Origin of the sequence: Cellulomonas sp. S1-8, from assembly GCF_026184235.1 — a bacterium.
Classification (GTDB): domain Bacteria; phylum Actinomycetota; class Actinomycetes; order Actinomycetales; family Cellulomonadaceae; genus Cellulomonas.
Genome location: NZ_CP110806.1, coordinates 1,897,961 through 1,913,620, shown reverse-complemented (window position 1 = coordinate 1,913,620; position 15,660 = coordinate 1,897,961). Strand labels below are relative to the sequence as shown.

Here is a 15,660-nt window from a genome sequence, read left to right as displayed (position 1 = left end):
GGTGGTAGTCGAGTAACCGTCGGCAGGGCGATCATCATGCGGCACGCAGCCCCCCGACCGCCACCGCCGCGCGGGTGTTCGCCCGAGTATTCACCTGCTCGCGACGGCGCGGAGGTCGGTGAGCCCCGTCGCGACCCCCGCGAGCAGGTCACGCACGGCGTCCACGAGGTCCTCCGCGGCGCACAGCGCACGCTCCGCACGCGCCGTCGTGACGAGCTCGAAGCGCCCCGCGTCGACGGCCGCACGCAGCGTCGCCGACTGCGCGAACAGCGCCGACAGCGTGTGCAGCTCGGGTGCGACGGCGTCGAGCATGCCCCAGACCGTGCGGGGTGCACCGCGCCCCGAGGGACGTCCCCGCGCCGCGACGAGCGCCGCACCGGCACGCAGGGCCGCGAGGTGCGCGTGCGAGAACATCTCCCACGGCTCCCCCGAGAACTGGGCCGCGAGCAGCTCGGCGTCGGCGCGGCCCAGCAGCTGGGCGGACTGGGGCGGGATCACGGTCGACTCCAGCACGTCTGCGCGTCCGATCATCGGTCCCACCTCCGTCCGCGCGGCCCGTCCGCCGCACTCATCTTCGAACACATGTTCGAACACGTCAACCCCGAACCTGCCGGGCCGGCGACCCGAAGGGCACCGGTCGACGCGAGGACCCGCCACCGCCACCACGTAGCGTGGTCCGGTGGCCGCCCGCCGTCGTGACACATCCTCCCGCCGACCACCGACATCGCGGTCGGCACCGGTCGCACCCACGTGGCCGACCGGCCCTGTCCCGGTCGCGACCGGGACGGTCGAGGTGCTCCCGGAGCCCGGCCGGCCGCGCGCGGCGACGCTGCTCGTCAACGGCGTGCCCAGCTCGTTCGTCGACCTCGACGACCCCGGGCTCCTCGACTTCGAGTACATGCAGCAGGCGGGGGCCGTGGTCGAGGTCGTCGCGGCGCGTCGGCCGGACCTCACGGTGCTGCACCTCGGGGCCGGCGGGTGCGCGCTCGCGCGTGCGCTGGCGCACCGCCACCCCGGTGCCCGTCAGCTCGCGGTCGAGCTCGACGGCGACCTCGCACGCCTCGCGCGCGACTGGTTCGACCTGCCGCGCGCACCGCAGCTGCGGCTGCGGACGGGAGAGGCGCGCGCCGAGCTGACGCGCCTGGCCGACGCGACGTACGACGTCGTCGTGCGGGACGTGTTCGCGGGCGACCGCACACCGGACCACCTGACGACGCTCGAGTTCACGCGCGAGGTGCGGCGCGTCCTGCGGGCCGGCGGCGTCTACGTCGCGAACTGCGCCGACCGTCCCCCGCTCGCGCTCGCCCGCACCGAGGTGGCCACCCTCGGCGCGGCGTTCGCCCACGTCGGGGTCGTCGCCGAGCCCGCACAGCTCCGTGGCCGCCGGTACGGCAACCTGCTGCTCATCGGGACCGACGACCCGGACCTGCTCGACGACCCGCGGCTGGCACGGACGCTGCGCACGCTCCCGGTACCCGCGCGCCTCCTGACCGGTCCCGAGTCGCGCACCCTGGCCGGCGCCACGAGCCCACGGCACGACCCGCCGCCCGACCTACCGCCCGCTGCGCCGCTGCGCGAGCCCGCCGGCGCCTGAGACCTCCCGGACGCAGCACGGGGCCGCACCCTCGGCGGGTGCGGCCCCGTGCGTGCGCAGGCGCCCGGCCGTGGCCGGGCTCCGGATCACAGCGGGCGGACGTTCTCCGCCTGCGGACCCTTCTGCCCCTGCGTGATGTCGAACTCCACGCGCTGACCCTCGTCGAGCGAGCGGTAGCCCTGCGTCGCGATGGCCGAGTAGTGGACGAAGACGTCGGCGCCGCCGTCGTCCTGGGCGATGAACCCGAAGCCCTTCTCGGCGTTGAACCACTTGACCGCGCCCTGTGCCATGTCCCGCATCCTTCTGTCCCACCGGTGACCACCGCGGGCACGCTGCCCGCGATGCGCCGCAGTGCCTCACGTCCTGCACCGGGTGGTCCGGTCCCGATGCTCCGGGACCTGACGTCCTTCACGCCGGCAGCCCCGTGGGGCTGCCTGCCGCGGACCGGTCGATCGTCCGTATGCCACTGCAACGGCTGCATCCTTGCACGGCGATGTGGCATGCGCCACGAAACCCGGACGTTCGTCCCGCTCGCCTCGACAACGATCAGGTCACGGCACTGCCACGCGCGGCACGTCAGCCGGTCGCGTCGCCGCCCTCGCTCTGCTCGGCGAGGAACTGCTCGAGCTCGGCGCCGATCTCGTCGGCCGTCGGCAGGTCGCTCGCCTGGGCCAGCAGGCTCGTCCGACCGACGCTGCGCGTGAAGGCGTCGTACTGCTCCTCGAGGGCCTGCACCACGGCGGCGACGTCCGACGAGCCCTCGACCTGCCGGTCGACCTCGTGCAGGACGTCGGCGGCGGCCGGCTCCAGCGCCGCCAGACCCAGGTCCAGCCCCGTCGCGCGCTCGACGTGCCGCAGGCCCGCCAGACCCGCCGCCGGGAAGGGCGCCTGCGCGAGGTAGTGCGGCACGTGCACGGCGAAGCCCATCGCGTCGTGGCCGGACTCCCCCAGCCGCAGCTCCAGCAGCGCCGACGCGCTGCCCGGCACCTGGACGGTGCCGAAGAAGGACGTGTGGTCGATCACCAGGTCGTCGCGCGTCGCGTGGGCCGTCACGGAGACCGGGCGCGTGTGCGGGACCCCCATGGGGATGCCGTGCATGCCGACGACGAGCGGGACCTCGAAGCGCTCGACGACCTGCTGCACCGCCGCGACCCACCGCTCCCACTGCGTGTCCGGCTCCACGCCGTGCAGCAGCAGGTAGGGCACGCCGTGGGCGTCGGCGAGCAGGTCGACGACGAGCTCGGGGGCGTCGTAGTGCGTCCAGCCCGAGTCGAACGTCATGGCCGGCCGGCGCGACCGGTAGTCGACGAGCTGGTCGACGTCGAACGTCACCAGACGCTCGCTCGGACCGGCGCCGACGAGGTGGTCCACCGCGACCTGCCCGGCGTGCCCGGCGTCGACGAACCCCCGGACCGCGTGCACCAGCACAGGTCCGGCGCCGCGCACCGCTGCCGCGTCGACGCGCTCGGCCACGTCGGCGTCGACGTCGTAGATGTCCCGGGGGTCCAACATGCGCGCTCCACTCGCCTCTCGTCGTGCCGTCGAGCGGTACAACGCGGCGCCGGTGCCGTCTCTTCCCGGCGGGACGCCCCCTCAGCGGCCGGGCAGCCGCACGACCTCGACGAAGAACTCGTCGATCTGGCGGACGACGTCGATGAACCGGTCGAAGTCGACGGGCTTGGTGACGTACGCGTTGGCGTGCAGGGAGTAGCTGCGCACGACGTCCTCCTCGGCCTCGGACGTCGTGAGGACCACGACCGGGATGGCGCGCATCCGCTCGTCCGACTTCATGGCCTCGAGCACCTCGCGCCCGTCCATGCGCGGCAGGTTGAGGTCCAGGAGCACGAGGTCCGGCGTCGGGGCGTCGGCGTGCTCGCCCTCCTTGCGCAGGAACTGCAGGGCGCTGACGCCGTCGGCGACGACCGACAGCCGGTTGCGCACCTTGTTGTGCTCGAACGCCTCGCGCGTCATCAGGACGTCGCCCGGGTCGTCCTCGACCAGCAGCACGTCGATCACCTTCTGCTCCGGCACGTCAGCTCCGTCCGTCGTCCCCGTCACCGGGGGTCTCGTCCCCGTCACCGGGGATGTCGTCCGCGTCGGGGGTCGGGACCCCGTCGGCGCTCGTCTCGTGCCCGTCGTCGGGCGCCTGCTCGGGGGGGGCGGGGAGCGTCCAGCGGATGCTGGTGCCGTCCCCGTCGGTCTCCGGGATCCAGATGCGACCGCCGTGGTACTCGACGATCTTCTTGCACAGCGAGAGCCCGATCCCCGTGCCCTCGTACGCGTCCTTGGCATGCAGACGCTGGAAGATCACGAACACGCGCTCCACGTACTGCGGGTCGATGCCGATCCCGTTGTCCCGGCACTCGAGCTCCCAGGAGTCTGCCACCCGGCGCGCGCTCACGTGCACCCGCGGGGGACGGTCGGGGTCCCGGAACTTCACGGCGTTGCCGATGAGGTTCTGGAACAGCTGCACGAGCAGCGGCTCCTCGCCCTGCACCACCGGCAGGTCGTCGTGCGTGACGACCGCGCCCGCGTCCTCGATGCGCTCCGAGAGCTGATCCTGCGCGACCGCGAGCGCGGCAGCCAGGTCCACGTCGACGACGTCACCGGCCACCCGGCCGACGCGCGAGAAGCCCAACAGGTCCTGGATGAGGCGCTGCATGCGCTTCGCGCCGTCGACCGCGAACTCGATGTACTGGTCGGCCCGCTCGTCGAGCTGGCCCCCGTACCGCTTCTGCAGCAGCTGCGTGAAGCTCGCGACCTTGCGCAGCGGCTCCTGCAGGTCGTGCGACGCGACGTACGCAAACTGCTCGAGGTCGCGGTTCGAGCGGCGCAGCTCCTCCGCCTGCTCGGTCAGCCGCTGGTGCGCCTCGCTGATCTCCTCGCGCGACGTCCGCAGCTCGGCCAGCTGCGTCACCAGGCCGAGCCGCATGCGCTCGACGTCGGCCGCGAGCTCCTCGAGCTCCCCCGGGCCGTCGACCCGCACGACGTGGCTCAGGTCTCCCTGGCTGACGGCCCGGCTGGCCTGCCCGAGCGCCGTCACCGGCACCAGCACCCAGCGGCGCAGCGCGAACCACAGCGCGACCCCGGTCGCGACGGCGGCGAGGACGAGGACGAGGACGAGGCCCCCGGTCGCCGACGTCCACCCGGCGAGCTCGTCGACCGCCACGGCGCGTTCGGCCCGCAGCTGGCTGACGTAGGCCTCGACGGCGGTCCGCGCCTCGTCGAACAGCACGCGACCGGACTCGACGTCCTCGGCGGTCACCGCCTGGCCGCCCTCGGCCCGCACCAGCGCGATCGTCGGCTCCGCGAACCCGGCGTGCCACCGCTCGGCCGCCGCGGCCGCCGCTCGCGCCTTCGCCACCAGGACCGCGTCGGGTGCGGTCTCCTCGAGCTCGTCGGCGAGGACGGAGAACGTGGAGTCGGCCGACCGTGACCGGTCGTACGGCTCGAGCGTGACCTCGTCCCCCGTCAACGCGAAGCCGCGGACGGCGGTCTCGGCGTCGACGAGGTGCACGTAGGCGGCGTCGGCACGGGTGACCGCGTCGAAGTAGACCTCGGTGACCTCGTACTGCGCCGTCAGCGCCCGCGACAGCACGAAGCCGGCGACGACCAGCACGACGCCCACGAGCGCGCCGGCGGTCGTCAGGAGCACCGTGAGGCGCCGGCGCAGCGTCATGGCGCCCGACCGTCGCGCGGTCGGCGCCAGGAGGCTCACGCCCCCCACCCGATGAGCACCACGGCCGCGTCGTCGACGAGGTCCCCGCCGTGACGCACGCGCACGGCGGACAGCATCCGCCCCAGCAGCGGGTCCTCCTCCGGGGTGATCGACCCGTCGGTCTGCGCGGTGCCCAGCATCGTGCTGTCGGCCACGTCGAGCAGGCCGGCCTTGCCGAGGCGCTGCGCGCCGTCGCCCACGGTCGCCTCCAGCAGGCCGTCCGTGTAGAGCAGGATGCGCCAGGACGCCCCGAGGTCGAGGCGCTGCGCCGGCCAGCCGCCCCCGACGGGGATGCCCAGGGCGCGGCCCCGGCAGTCGGACGGCAGCAGCGCGGACGGGGGCCCGACGCGCACCGGCACCGGGTGCCCGGCGAGGTAGAGGTCGGCGGTGCGACGGTCCGGGTGCACGGCGAGCATCGACGCGGTCGTGAAGACCTCCGGGCGGGCACGCTCCGCGACGAGCACGCGCTCGAGCAGCCCCAGGACGTCGTCGGCGGGGATGTCCGCGAGGACGAGCGTGCGCCAGGCCGTGCGCAGCGTGGCGCCCAGGGCGGCCTCGTCGGGCCCGTGACCGCACACGTCGCCGACCATCGCGAGCAGCGTCCCGTCCGGCCGCTCGACGACGTCGTAGAAGTCACCGCCCAGCAGCCCGTCGCGACCCGCGCGGTACCCGACGCGCACCTCGATGCGCTCGTCGGCGACGACCGGCGTGGGCAGCAGCGCCCGCTCGAGCCGGGTGGTCTCCGCCGCGCGCACGAGGCTGCGGTACAGGGCCTTGCCCGTGTCCTCCAGCCGGCGGCGCTGCACGGCGTACCGCACGGCCCGGGCCAGCAGGTCGGCGTCGACGTCGCCCTTGACGAGGAAGTCCTGGGCACCTGCCGCGACCGCCTCGACGCCCGCGTCGGTGTCAGTCAGGCCGGTGAGCACGACGACCGGCGGCGCACCGGCGGCGAGCACGCGCTGCAGCGCCCCCAGGCCCATCGCGTCGGGCAGGCCGAGGTCGAGCAGGACGCAGTCGGCGTCGAGGTGCAGCAGCGCGTCGTCCACCGTGCGCACCCAGACGGTCTCGTGCGCGAGCCCGCCGTCCGCCAGGTGCTCGCGGACGAGCAGCGCGTCACCCTCGTCGTCCTCCACCACGAGGATCCGCAGGGGCGCGTCCTCGTCGCCGGGTGCGCCGGAGTGCACGACCGTCTCGCGGGCCGTCGATCCGTGCACTGGCGTCCTTCCGTCGGTGTGGGAGGCACTGTAGGCCAGGTCGGTCGCGCGCTGCGCCCCGACGCCCGGACGGGTGAGTGCGCCGCGACGGTGCGCCGCACCCGGGTCGTCAGCGGATAATGGACGGCCGCCCGCGAGGGCGGCGGCGCCCCGAGGTCGGACGGGTGCGCGCCGACCGGGCGCCGGGCCCGGCGTGACGGGGGTGTGCGGGTGGCAGCGGACAGCGAGCTGACCGGCGAGCAGCAGGTCGTCGACGGGCTCTACGCGCGCCTCGACGAGCTGCGCGCGCAGTCCCGCCGGCGTCTCACGGCGGTGCGGCGCGCCGGGCCGTCCGGCTCACCGCAGAACCGGTCCGAGCGCGACGCGTTCGCCACGCTGTACGAGGACCGGGTCGCCCAGCTGGAGGCCGTCGAGGACCGCCTGGCGTTCGGTCGCCTCGACCTGCGCGACGGTGAGCGGCGCTACATCGGCCGCATCGGCCTGACGGACGAGGAGCAGACCCCCCTGCTGACGGACTGGCGCGCGCCTGCCGCCCAGGCGTTCTACCGGGCCACCGCCGCGCACCCCGACGGCGTCGTGCGCCGCCGCCACCTGGTGACCGCCGGACGACGCGTGACGGGCCTGGAGGACGACGTCCTGGACCTCGGCGCGCTCGAGGCGGCCGGGGTGGACCCGGCCTCCCTCGCCGGCGTCTCCGGCGAGGGGGCGCTGCTGGCCGCGCTCGGGGCCGCCCGCACGGGCCGGATGGGCGACATCGTCGCGACCATCCAGTCGGAGCAGGACGCCGTCATCCGGTCCCCGCTCATCGGCGCGCTGGTCGTGCAGGGCGGGCCGGGCACGGGCAAGACCGCGGTCGCGCTGCACCGTGCCGCCTACCTGCTGTACGCGCACCGGCGCCTGCTGGAGCGCTCGGGCGTGCTGCTCGTGGGCCCGTCGCGCACGTTCCTGCGCTACATCGACCAGGTGCTGCCGTCCCTGGGCGAGACGGGTGTCGTGACCGCGACGGTCGCCGACCTGTACCCCGGGGTCGAGGCCCGCGGGATCGAGACCGACGAGGTCGCCCGGATCAAGGGCCGGGCCGTGATGGCCCGCGTCGTCGCGCGCGCCGTGCGGCAGCGCCAGCGGGTGCCCGCGCAGGCCACCCGGGTGCGGGTCGACGGGCGCACGGTCGTGGTCCGCCCGCAGGACGTCGCCGCGGCCATCGGGCGCGCCCGGCGTCTGCACCGCCCGCACAACCAGGCGCGCGTGACGTTCGTCCGCGACATGCTCGGGCGCCTCGCGGAGCAGTACGTCCAGCAGCTGGGCTGGGACGTGCCGCCGGAGGACCGCGCCGAGATCGTCGAGGACCTGCGCACGACCCGCGAGATCCGGATCGCGCTGAACCTGGCCTGGATGCCGCTGACGCCGCAGGGGCTGCTCACCGACCTGTGGACACGGCCGCACCGGCTGGAGGCGGCGGCGCCGGAGCTGACGGCGCAGGAGCGCGCGCTGCTCGCGCGGCCCGCCGACGCCCCCTGGACGCCGGCCGACGTCCCGCTGCTCGACGAGGCGGCGGAGCTGCTCGGCGAGGACGACCAGGCCGCGCAGGCGCAGGCACGCGCGGACGCCGAGCGGCACGCCTCCGAGGTCGAGTACGCACGCCAGGTGCTGAGCAGCACCGGTGCGGGCGACCTCGTGTCGGCGGAGGCGCTGGCCGAGCGGTTCGCGAGCAGCGGGCCGTCGTTGACCACCGCGGAGCGCGCCGCGGCCGACCGGTCGTGGACGTACGGGCACGTCGTCGTCGACGAGGCGCAGGAGCTGACGCCGATGGCGTGGCGGACGCTGCTGCGCCGGGTGCCGACACGCTCGCTGACGATCGTGGGCGACGTCGCCCAGACCTCCGCCGCCGGCGGGGCGCACGACTGGGCGGCCATGCTCGACCCGCTGCTGCGCGGCTCGTGGCGGCTCGCCGAGCTCACGGTGAACTACCGCACGCCCGCGGTCGTCGCGCAGGCGGCGCGGCGCGTCGCCCTCGCCGCCCGGCTGCCCGTCAGCCCGCAGACGTCGGCCCGGGACGTCCCCGACGCGCTCACCCACGAGCACGTGGTCGACGACGCGCTGCTCGCCGTCGCGGCGGCGGACGCCGCCGAGAAGCTGGTCGGCGACGTCCAGGACGCCGCGGGGGGCGGTCGGGTCGCGGTGGTCGCGACGCGCGACCGCGCCGCGCAGGTGCGGGCGGCGCTGGAGGCGACGGGCCGCACCGTGCCGACGGGCGACGCGGTGGACCTGCACGCCCCGCTCGTCGTGCTCACCCCGGGGCAGGCCAAGGGCCTGGAGTTCGACGTCGTGGTCCTCGTGGAGCCGGCGCAGGTCCTCGCGGCCTCGGCCGGCGACCTGTACGTCGCGATGACACGACCGACGCACCGCCTGCACGTGCTGCACGCCGCTGACCTGCCCGAAGGCTTCTCCGACCCTGCATGAGCCCGGCCGCGCAGGCGCTTCGACGCACTGTCATGCATTCACGTCACAACGTCATGGCAAACGTTTAGCACGATTGACGGCGCGTCGCCGACGCCCGCATGGTCCTGCCCTGCCCCGAGTGTTCACCGCCTGTTCACCGGGGCGTCACCGCAGCACAGGGGGACCACCAGGGGGACACACCGTATGGACCAGCTCGTGCTCATCGGCGCCGACCTCGCGGCCATCGGCCTGCTGACGTGGACGTACTTCCGCCGCCACCGTCGACGCGACCTCGTCGTCGCCTTCCTGGGCGTCAACGTCGGCGTCCTCGCCGTCGCCTCGACCCTCGGGTCCGCCTCGATCGGTGCGGGCCTCGGGCTCGGCCTGTTCGGGGTCCTGTCGATCATCCGCCTGCGGTCCACGGAGATCGACCAGCGCGAGGTCGCGTACTACTTCGCGGCGCTCGCCCTGGGCATCCTGGGAGCGCTTCCGGGGCCGACGCTGTGGCACTCGGGCGCGTTCATGGCGCTCCTGCTGGTGGCGGTGCTCCTCGGTGACCACCCGCGCGTCATGCGCCGCCACCAGCGGCAGGAGCTCGTCCTCGACGGCGCGGTGCTCGACCAGGTGGCGCTCGTCGCCCGGCTCGAGGGCCTGCTGGGCGCCCGGGTGCACCAGGTCGCCGTCCAGCGCGTCGACCTCGTCAACGACACGACCTGGGTCGACGTGCGCTACGAGACCGTGCCCCCGACGCGCCGCCGCGGCCACGCGCAGACCGGGCGCACGGGAGAACGCGCGACGGCGACGGGTGTGGGCTCGTGACGACCGACGTGGACCTGCTGGAGTCCCCGGTCGCGGGTCTCGTGCCCGTCGGGCTCGACGAGCTCGTGGAACGCGCCGGCCTGCTCACCCGCGTCGACCGCAAGTACCTGGTGCCGGTCGCGGACGTGCACGCCCTGCTCCGGCGCCTCCCCCCGGACTCGCAGGTGCTCGAGATCGGGTCACGACGGCTGTTCGACTACGAGTCCGTGTACTTCGACACCCCGGACCTGCTCGCGTACCACCTCGCGGCACGGCGGCGGCGGCGGCGCTTCAAGGTGCGCACGCGCACGTACGTCGACTCCGCGCAGTGCTGGATCGAGGTCAAGACGCGCGGTGCACGCGGCACGACGGTGAAGGACCGCGTCCCCCACCTGCTCGACGACCGCGGCACCGTGGGAGGCGCGCTGCCGTTCGTCACCGCGACGCTCGCGGCGCACGGCATCCCCGGCGCCGCCGAGATGCGCTGGGTCCCGACGCTGGTGACCCGGTACCGCCGCGCCACCGTCCTGCTGCCGGACACGGACAGCCGGCTCACCGTCGACGTCGACCTGACCTGGCGCGACGGTCACGAAGCGCTCGCGCTGGACCGCCTGGCGGTCGTCGAGACGAAGACCGGGTCGACCGCGTCGGCCGCCGACCGGCTCCTGTGGGCGCACGGCCACCGACCCCTGCGCATCTCGAAGTACGCGACGGGCCTGGCGGCGCTGCAACCGACGCTGCCCGCCACCCGGTGGCAGCGCACGCTGCGCCGCCACCTCCTGCCGCACAGCGTGGCCGCCGTCGAGGCGTACGCGCACGGCTGACCGAGCACCGCCACCGAAGGAGACGACGATGTCACGACGGACGACCCGCACGCTCGCGGCGGGGGCGCTGGCCTGCGCGCTCGCGGTGCCCCTGCTCGCGCCGACCGCCGCGACGGCCGCACCGGCACCCAGCGCCGCGGTCGCGGCCGCCACGGACTCCGGGCTCACCGGCGACGTGACCTTCTCCGCCCCCGGGCAGGCGTTCCGCGGGACCCTGCAGGTCACCCTCGGCACGTCCGTGGCCGGCGCCCAGGTCAGGTACACCACGGACGGCTCGGCACCGACGGCGTCCTCCCCCGTGGCGTCCGGCCCGCTGAGCCTGACCCGCAGCACCGAGGTGCGCGCGCAGGCCTACGTCGGCGGCGCCGCCAGCGGGGAGCCCGGGTCCGCGCAGTACGTCGCGACGTCCGTGACGACGAGCCACGACCTCCCCGTGCTGCTGCTCGACTCGTTCGGCAAGGGCGCCGTCGGCGACGACTACCACGCGGCGGCCATCGTCGAGCTGCAGCCGCAGGGCGGCGCGACGACCCTGACGGCCGAGCCGGCGCTCGTCACCCGCGCGGGGTACCGGCTGCGCGGCCAGTCGAGCCGCATGTTCGACAAGAAGCCCTACCGGCTCGAGCTCTGGGACAACGAGGGCGGGGACAACGACCTGCCGTTCTTCGGCATGCCGGCGGAGTCCGACTGGGTCCTGCGGGGGCCCTTCGCCGACAAGTCGCTCGTCCGCGAGGCCCTGGTCTACGACCTGGGGCGCGCGATGGGCCTGCACACGCCGCGGTACCGACTCGTCGAGGTGTACGTCAACGACGACGCGCAGCCGGTGGCGGCGAACGACTACCGCGGCGTCTACATGCTCGAGGAGACCATCAAGAACCAGAAGGACCGCCTCGACCTCAAGAAGCTCAACCCCGAGGACGTCACGTCTCCCCGGGTCGAGGGCGGGTACATCATCAAGTTCGAGTGGCTGGCGGCCGAGCAGCCGCTGATCCCCTGCCGGGGCTCGTCCACGTGCTGGTCCGACCTCGAGGTCCACGACCCGGACGACCTGGCACCCGCACAGCTCGACTACATCGCGAGCTACGTCGGACGTGTCAACGACGCCCTCCACTCGCCGGACCGCGCGAACCCGACGACCGGCTACCCGTCGCTCATCGACGTCGACTCGTTCGTCGACCTCGTGATCGTCAACGAGCTCAGCCGCGACATGGACGCCTACTACCGCAGCCAGTACTTCTACAAGGACCGCGGCGGGCTGCTGACCGCGGGGCCGCTGTGGGACTTCGACCTCACGTTCGGCGTCGGCGGGTACTTCCAGAACGACCAGGTCTCGGGCTGGCAGTACCAGCAGTCCCGGCAGTCGCCGGCTCCGACCGACTGGTTCACCGTGCTCATGAACGACCCGGCGTTCGTCAACCGCGTCAAGGTGCGGTGGCAGGACCTGCGCCGCGGCCCGCTCGCCGACGCATCGCTGCGCACCACGGTCACGACCCTGACGACCCCGCTCTCCGGTGCGGCCGCACGCAACTTCCAGCGCTGGCCCAACCTGACGACGCGCACCATCGGACCGTTCATCACCCCGACGAACGCGACGTGGAGCGGTCAGGTCGGCCACCTGCAGGACTGGATGCTGCGCCGCGCCGCGTGGCTCGACACGACGGCGGCGTGGGGCGGGCCGACGACCCCCGTGCCGACGCCCAGCGCCACGCCCACGCCCACCGCGTCCCCCACGCCCACGGCGTCCCCCACGCCCACCCCGACGCCGAGCGTCACGCCCACGCCGACCGCCACGCCCAGCGTCACGCCGACGCCCAGCGCCACGCCGACGCCGACTCCCACGGGCAACCCGGGACAGGCGTGCACCGCGGCCTTCCGGGCCGTGTCGACCTGGCCCGGCGGGTTCCAGGGCGAGGTCACCGTGACGGCGGGGGCGTCCGCCCTCTCCGGGTGGGTCGTGTCCCTGGGCCTGCCGACGGGCGTGAGCATCAACCAGGCGTGGAGCGCCACGGTCAGCGGGAGCGGCTCGGCGGTGACCGCGCGCAACGCCGCCTGGAACGGATCCCTCGGCGCCGGCGCCAGCACGACCTTCGGGTTCATCGGGTCGTCGGCCGGGACGCCGGGGACCCCGACGCTCGGCTGCGCTGCCGGCTGATCCCGCCGGTCCACGGGGCCGTCCGGACCGCGACGCGCGGCTCGGACGGCCCCGTCCCGTCCCTCGGGACGGCTTTGGTCCACCGGGCGGGACGGGAGCACCATGGGGCGTGCCCACCGCCCTGCTCCTCGAGAACCTGCACCCCCACGCCCGGACGATCCTCGAGACCGCCGGCTACGACGTCGTGACGCGCACCGGCGCGCTCGACGAGTCCGAGCTGGTCGAGGCGCTCGCCGGGGTCCAGGTGCTGGGGATCCGCTCCAAGACGACCGTGCCCGCTGACGTGCTCGACGCCGCCGGCGACCTGGAGGTCATCGGCGCGTTCTGCATCGGGACCAACCAGGTCGACCTGCACGCCGCCGCCAGCCGTGGCATCGCCGTGTTCAACGCGCCGTTCTCCAACACCCGCTCGGTCGTCGAGATCGCCATCGCCGAGATCATCTCCCTGACGCGCCGGCTGACGGTGTTCGACCAGGAGATGCACGCGGGCGTGTGGAACAAGTCGGCCACGGGCGCCCACGAGGTGCGCGGCCGCACGCTCGGCATCATCGGCTACGGCAACATCGGGACGCAGCTGTCGGTCCTGGCCGAGAACCTGGGCATGTCGGTCGTGTTCTACGACTCCTCCGAGAAGCTGGCGCTGGGCAACGCGCGCCGCATGAGCACGCTGGACGAGCTGCTGGAGACCGCGGACATCGTCACCCTGCACGTGGACGGCCGCGCCGGGAACGCCGGCATGTTCGGTGCGAAGCAGATCGCCCGGATGCGGCCCGGCTCGATCTTCCTCAACCTGTCGCGCGGGTTCGTCGTCGACTACGCCGCGCTGCGGGACGCGGTGCTGTCCGGCCAGGTCGCGGGCGCCGCCGTCGACGTCTTCCCCGTGGAGCCCAAGCGCAAGGGCGACCCGTTCGAGTCCGAGCTGCGCGGGCTGCCGAACGTCATCCTCACGCCCCACACCGGCGGCTCGACCGAGGAGGCGCAGGAGGCGATCGGCCAGTTCGTCGCGAACAAGGTGCGCGACTACCTGGCGACCGGGTCGACCAACCTGTCGGTCAACCTGCCGAACCTGGCCCTGGCCCAGCGTCCCGACGCCCACCGCATCGCCTACCTGCACCGCAACGTGCCCGGCGTGCTGGCGACGATCAACGCCACCCTCGCGGAGCACGGCGTCAACATCGAGGGCCAGCTCCTCGCGACGCGCGGCGAGCTGGGCTACGTCGTCACCGACGTCTCGGCCCAGGTCGACGCGGCGGTCGTCGACGTCCTCGCCGGGCGTCCCGAGTCGCTGCGCCTGCGCCTGCTCGACTAGGACGCCGGACGCACGCGCGGGGCCGGGCAGCGCTGCTGCCCGGCCCCGCGTGCGTGCTCCCTGCTCGTGCCTGTCAGGCCGAGCCCGACTTGCGCTGGAACCGGCGCTGGGTCGGCCCCGCCGTCTCCGCACCGTGGACCGCACCGGTGTTGCGGCTGCCGTCTGCCGTGGGGTGCGCCTGTGCCTTCTTGCGCTCGAGCGCGGCCCGGAACTTCTCCTTGGCCTCGTCGCTCACCGCCGACGGCTGGTCGTCCTGCGTCATGTGATCGTCCTCCGCTCGCCCGACGTGGTCGCCGAGCCCCACCAGCGTGGTCGACGCGGGCCGCGAAAGCCAGCCCATAGCCTCCCGGGCGCGTCGGGCAGGCGTCAGGGCGCCGGGGCGGGTGCCGCGTCGGGACCGCCCGCGGCGCCCTCGCCGTCGGCGTGTCCGGCGCGCAGCCCGGAGATCGCGCTCTCGAAGTCCTCGAGCGAGTCGAACGCCTGGTAGACGCTCGCGAAGCGGAGGTAGGCCACCTCGTCGAGCTCGCGCAGCGGACCCAGGATCGCCAGGCCGATCTCGTAGGCGTCGATCTCGGCCGAGCCGGCGGTGCGCAGGCTCTCCTCGACCTTCTGCGCCAGGAGCGCCAGGTCGTCCTCGCTCACCGGACGCCCCTGGCAGGCCTTGCGGACGCCGTTGGCGATCTTCTCGCGGCTGAACGGCTCGGTGGCCCCGGACCGCTTGACGACCGACAGGCTCGCGGTCTCGACGGTGGTGAACCTCCGCTGGCAGCTCGGGCACTGGCGCCGGCGCCGGATCGAGGAGCCGTCGTCGGAGGTGCGCGAGTCGACGACGCGGGAGTCGGGATGCCGGCAGAAGGGACAGTGCACAGCGGACCTCTCGGCATGCCTGGGATGGCGCCCTCGGCAGCGGCGCCGCCCGGACGCACGTGACGCTAGGCCTCCACGCGCGTCGCCGCAACAACGCGTCGCCGCTCGCTCACGCCGCGGGCACGACGATCGTCTGACCCGCCTGCAACCCGCCCGACGGCAGCTCGTTGAGCGCGATGAGCTGCAGCACGACGTCACGCACGTCCTCGTGCGGCGATGCGACGTCCGCCGCGATGCCCCACAGGGTGTCGCCGGGCGCCACGACCACCCGCTGCACCTGCGTCCCCGCTGCCGGACCGTCCGCCTGCGCAGCCGCGGCCGCGCCACCGGCGAGCACGAGCCCGAGGGCCCAGACGACCACCCGGCCACGGGCCGTCAGCCGCAAGGGCGCCTCCGATCGAGCGGGCTGCGGCGATGCCTCGCCGGAGCGCCCCGACCGGGGCCGCGGCGCCACGGTGCGTGCCGAACCGGCTCGTGCGGCACCGGGCATCGCCGGTGCGATCGCCATCGCGCTCATGTCGCGTCCCTCTCCTCGTCGTCGCCCGACCCTGCCCGACCTGGTGCTCGTCGGGACCGCGTCAGTCGAACGTGTGTTCGTCGAACGTCTGTACGATTTCTATCAGACGCCACCGACATCCGTCGAGACACGCTCGAACAGATGTTTGATCCGACCACCCTGCGCCCCTAGGGTGAGCCCTGCGACGAGTGCACCACCGACCACTGACATCGCACCGGCCACGCCGTCCGC

At 74.2% G+C, this 15,660-nt stretch carries 15 protein-coding genes; 6 read left to right on the top strand and 9 right to left on the bottom strand.

What is annotated here, in order from left to right; genetic code table 11:
• Positions 1–90 precede the first annotated feature (90 nt).
• Positions 91–531: an SAV_6107 family HEPN domain-containing protein gene (locus OKX07_RS08525; RefSeq protein WP_265631394.1), complete on the bottom strand. Its 441-nt coding sequence runs from the start codon at positions 529–531 to the stop codon at positions 91–93.
• Positions 532–679: 148 nt separating this feature from the next.
• Between OKX07_RS08525 and OKX07_RS08520 the strand changes: the two genes are divergently transcribed.
• Entirely contained in the window at positions 680–1,594 is a 915-nt protein-coding gene (locus tag OKX07_RS08520) for a spermidine synthase (protein ID WP_416220848.1), read from the top strand.
• A gap of 86 nt (positions 1,595–1,680) precedes the next feature.
• Here OKX07_RS08520 and OKX07_RS08515 read toward each other — a convergent pair whose 3' ends face one another.
• From OKX07_RS08515 to OKX07_RS08495, 5 genes are all read right to left on the bottom strand, one after another.
• The gene (locus tag OKX07_RS08515; protein WP_265631392.1) at positions 1,681–1,884 is read right to left on the bottom strand and encodes a cold-shock protein; all 204 of its coding nucleotides are present in this window, start codon (positions 1,882–1,884) and stop codon (positions 1,681–1,683) included.
• Between the two features lie 286 nt (positions 1,885–2,170).
• Complete coding sequence (locus tag OKX07_RS08510; protein WP_265631391.1) at positions 2,171–3,106, bottom strand: proteasome assembly chaperone family protein; 936 nt, start codon at positions 3,104–3,106, stop codon at positions 2,171–2,173.
• 81 nt (positions 3,107–3,187) lie between these two features.
• Entirely contained in the window at positions 3,188–3,625 is a 438-nt protein-coding gene (locus OKX07_RS08505; protein ID WP_265631390.1) for a response regulator, read from the bottom strand.
• A 1-nt stretch (position 3,626) separates the two neighbouring features.
• Entirely contained in the window at positions 3,627–5,312 is a 1,686-nt protein-coding gene (locus tag OKX07_RS08500) for a sensor histidine kinase (protein ID WP_265631389.1), read from the bottom strand.
• On the bottom strand, positions 5,309–6,526 hold the full coding sequence (locus tag OKX07_RS08495) for a PP2C family protein-serine/threonine phosphatase (protein WP_265631388.1): 1,218 nt from the start codon (positions 6,524–6,526) through the stop codon (positions 5,309–5,311). The genes OKX07_RS08500 and OKX07_RS08495 overlap by 4 nt, the downstream gene beginning before the upstream one ends.
• Positions 6,527–6,736: 210 nt before the next feature.
• On the opposite strand from OKX07_RS08495, the gene OKX07_RS08490 reads away from it, so the two are divergent.
• The 5 genes from OKX07_RS08490 to serA all read left to right on the top strand — a co-directional run bounded on the left by OKX07_RS08490 (position 6,737) and on the right by serA (position 14,045).
• Positions 6,737–8,986 (top strand): HelD family protein, encoded by a 2,250-nt coding sequence (locus OKX07_RS08490; RefSeq protein ID WP_265631387.1) that lies wholly within the window; start codon positions 6,737–6,739, stop codon positions 8,984–8,986.
• Positions 8,987–9,169: 183 nt separating this feature from the next.
• Positions 9,170–9,784: a DUF4956 domain-containing protein gene (locus OKX07_RS08485; RefSeq protein ID WP_265631386.1), complete on the top strand. Its 615-nt coding sequence runs from the start codon at positions 9,170–9,172 to the stop codon at positions 9,782–9,784.
• Positions 9,781–10,587 carry a polyphosphate polymerase domain-containing protein gene (locus OKX07_RS08480; RefSeq protein WP_322746836.1) on the top strand — a complete coding sequence of 269 codons (807 nt, stop codon included), beginning with the start codon at positions 9,781–9,783 and terminating at the stop codon, positions 10,585–10,587. Before OKX07_RS08485 ends, OKX07_RS08480 begins: the two co-directional genes overlap by 4 nt.
• 28 nt (positions 10,588–10,615) lie before the next feature.
• On the top strand, positions 10,616–12,736 hold the full coding sequence (locus OKX07_RS08475) for a CotH kinase family protein (RefSeq protein WP_265631385.1): 2,121 nt from the start codon (positions 10,616–10,618) through the stop codon (positions 12,734–12,736).
• 109 nt (positions 12,737–12,845) lie between these two features.
• The gene (serA, locus tag OKX07_RS08470) at positions 12,846–14,045 is read left to right on the top strand and encodes a phosphoglycerate dehydrogenase (protein ID WP_265631384.1); all 1,200 of its coding nucleotides are present in this window, start codon (positions 12,846–12,848) and stop codon (positions 14,043–14,045) included.
• 73 nt (positions 14,046–14,118) lie between these two features.
• Here the strand turns inward: serA and OKX07_RS08465 are convergent, their stop codons facing one another.
• The 3 genes from OKX07_RS08465 to OKX07_RS08455 all read right to left on the bottom strand — a co-directional run bounded on the left by OKX07_RS08465 (position 14,119) and on the right by OKX07_RS08455 (position 15,429).
• The gene (locus tag OKX07_RS08465; protein WP_265631383.1) at positions 14,119–14,307 is read right to left on the bottom strand and encodes a DUF5302 domain-containing protein; all 189 of its coding nucleotides are present in this window, start codon (positions 14,305–14,307) and stop codon (positions 14,119–14,121) included.
• A gap of 104 nt (positions 14,308–14,411) precedes the next feature.
• Positions 14,412–14,912, bottom strand: coding sequence for a transcriptional regulator NrdR (gene nrdR, locus OKX07_RS08460; protein ID WP_265631382.1), 501 nt, complete (start codon positions 14,910–14,912; stop codon positions 14,412–14,414).
• A gap of 109 nt (positions 14,913–15,021) precedes the next feature.
• On the bottom strand, positions 15,022–15,429 hold the full coding sequence (locus OKX07_RS08455; RefSeq protein ID WP_265631381.1) for a LysM peptidoglycan-binding domain-containing protein: 408 nt from the start codon (positions 15,427–15,429) through the stop codon (positions 15,022–15,024).
• Positions 15,430–15,660 lie beyond the last annotated feature (231 nt).

What these genes read in the sequence shown, in the direction of transcription:
- OKX07_RS08485 (WP_265631386.1), top strand. Translation starts at nt 9,170, where the DNA reads ATGGACCAGCTCGTGCTCATCGGCGCCGACCTCGCGGCCATCGGCCTG.
- OKX07_RS08515 (WP_265631392.1), bottom strand. Translation starts at nt 1,884, where the DNA reads ATGGCACAGGGCGCGGTCAAGTGGTTCAACGCCGAGAAGGGCTTCGGG.
- OKX07_RS08475 (WP_265631385.1), top strand. Translation starts at nt 10,616, where the DNA reads ATGTCACGACGGACGACCCGCACGCTCGCGGCGGGGGCGCTGGCCTGC.
- OKX07_RS08465 (WP_265631383.1), bottom strand. Translation starts at nt 14,307, where the DNA reads ATGACGCAGGACGACCAGCCGTCGGCGGTGAGCGACGAGGCCAAGGAG.
- OKX07_RS08510 (WP_265631391.1), bottom strand. Translation starts at nt 3,106, where the DNA reads ATGTTGGACCCCCGGGACATCTACGACGTCGACGCCGACGTGGCCGAG.
- OKX07_RS08525 (WP_265631394.1), bottom strand. Translation starts at nt 531, where the DNA reads ATGATCGGACGCGCAGACGTGCTGGAGTCGACCGTGATCCCGCCCCAG.
- OKX07_RS08455 (WP_265631381.1), bottom strand. Translation starts at nt 15,429, where the DNA reads ATGAGCGCGATGGCGATCGCACCGGCGATGCCCGGTGCCGCACGAGCC.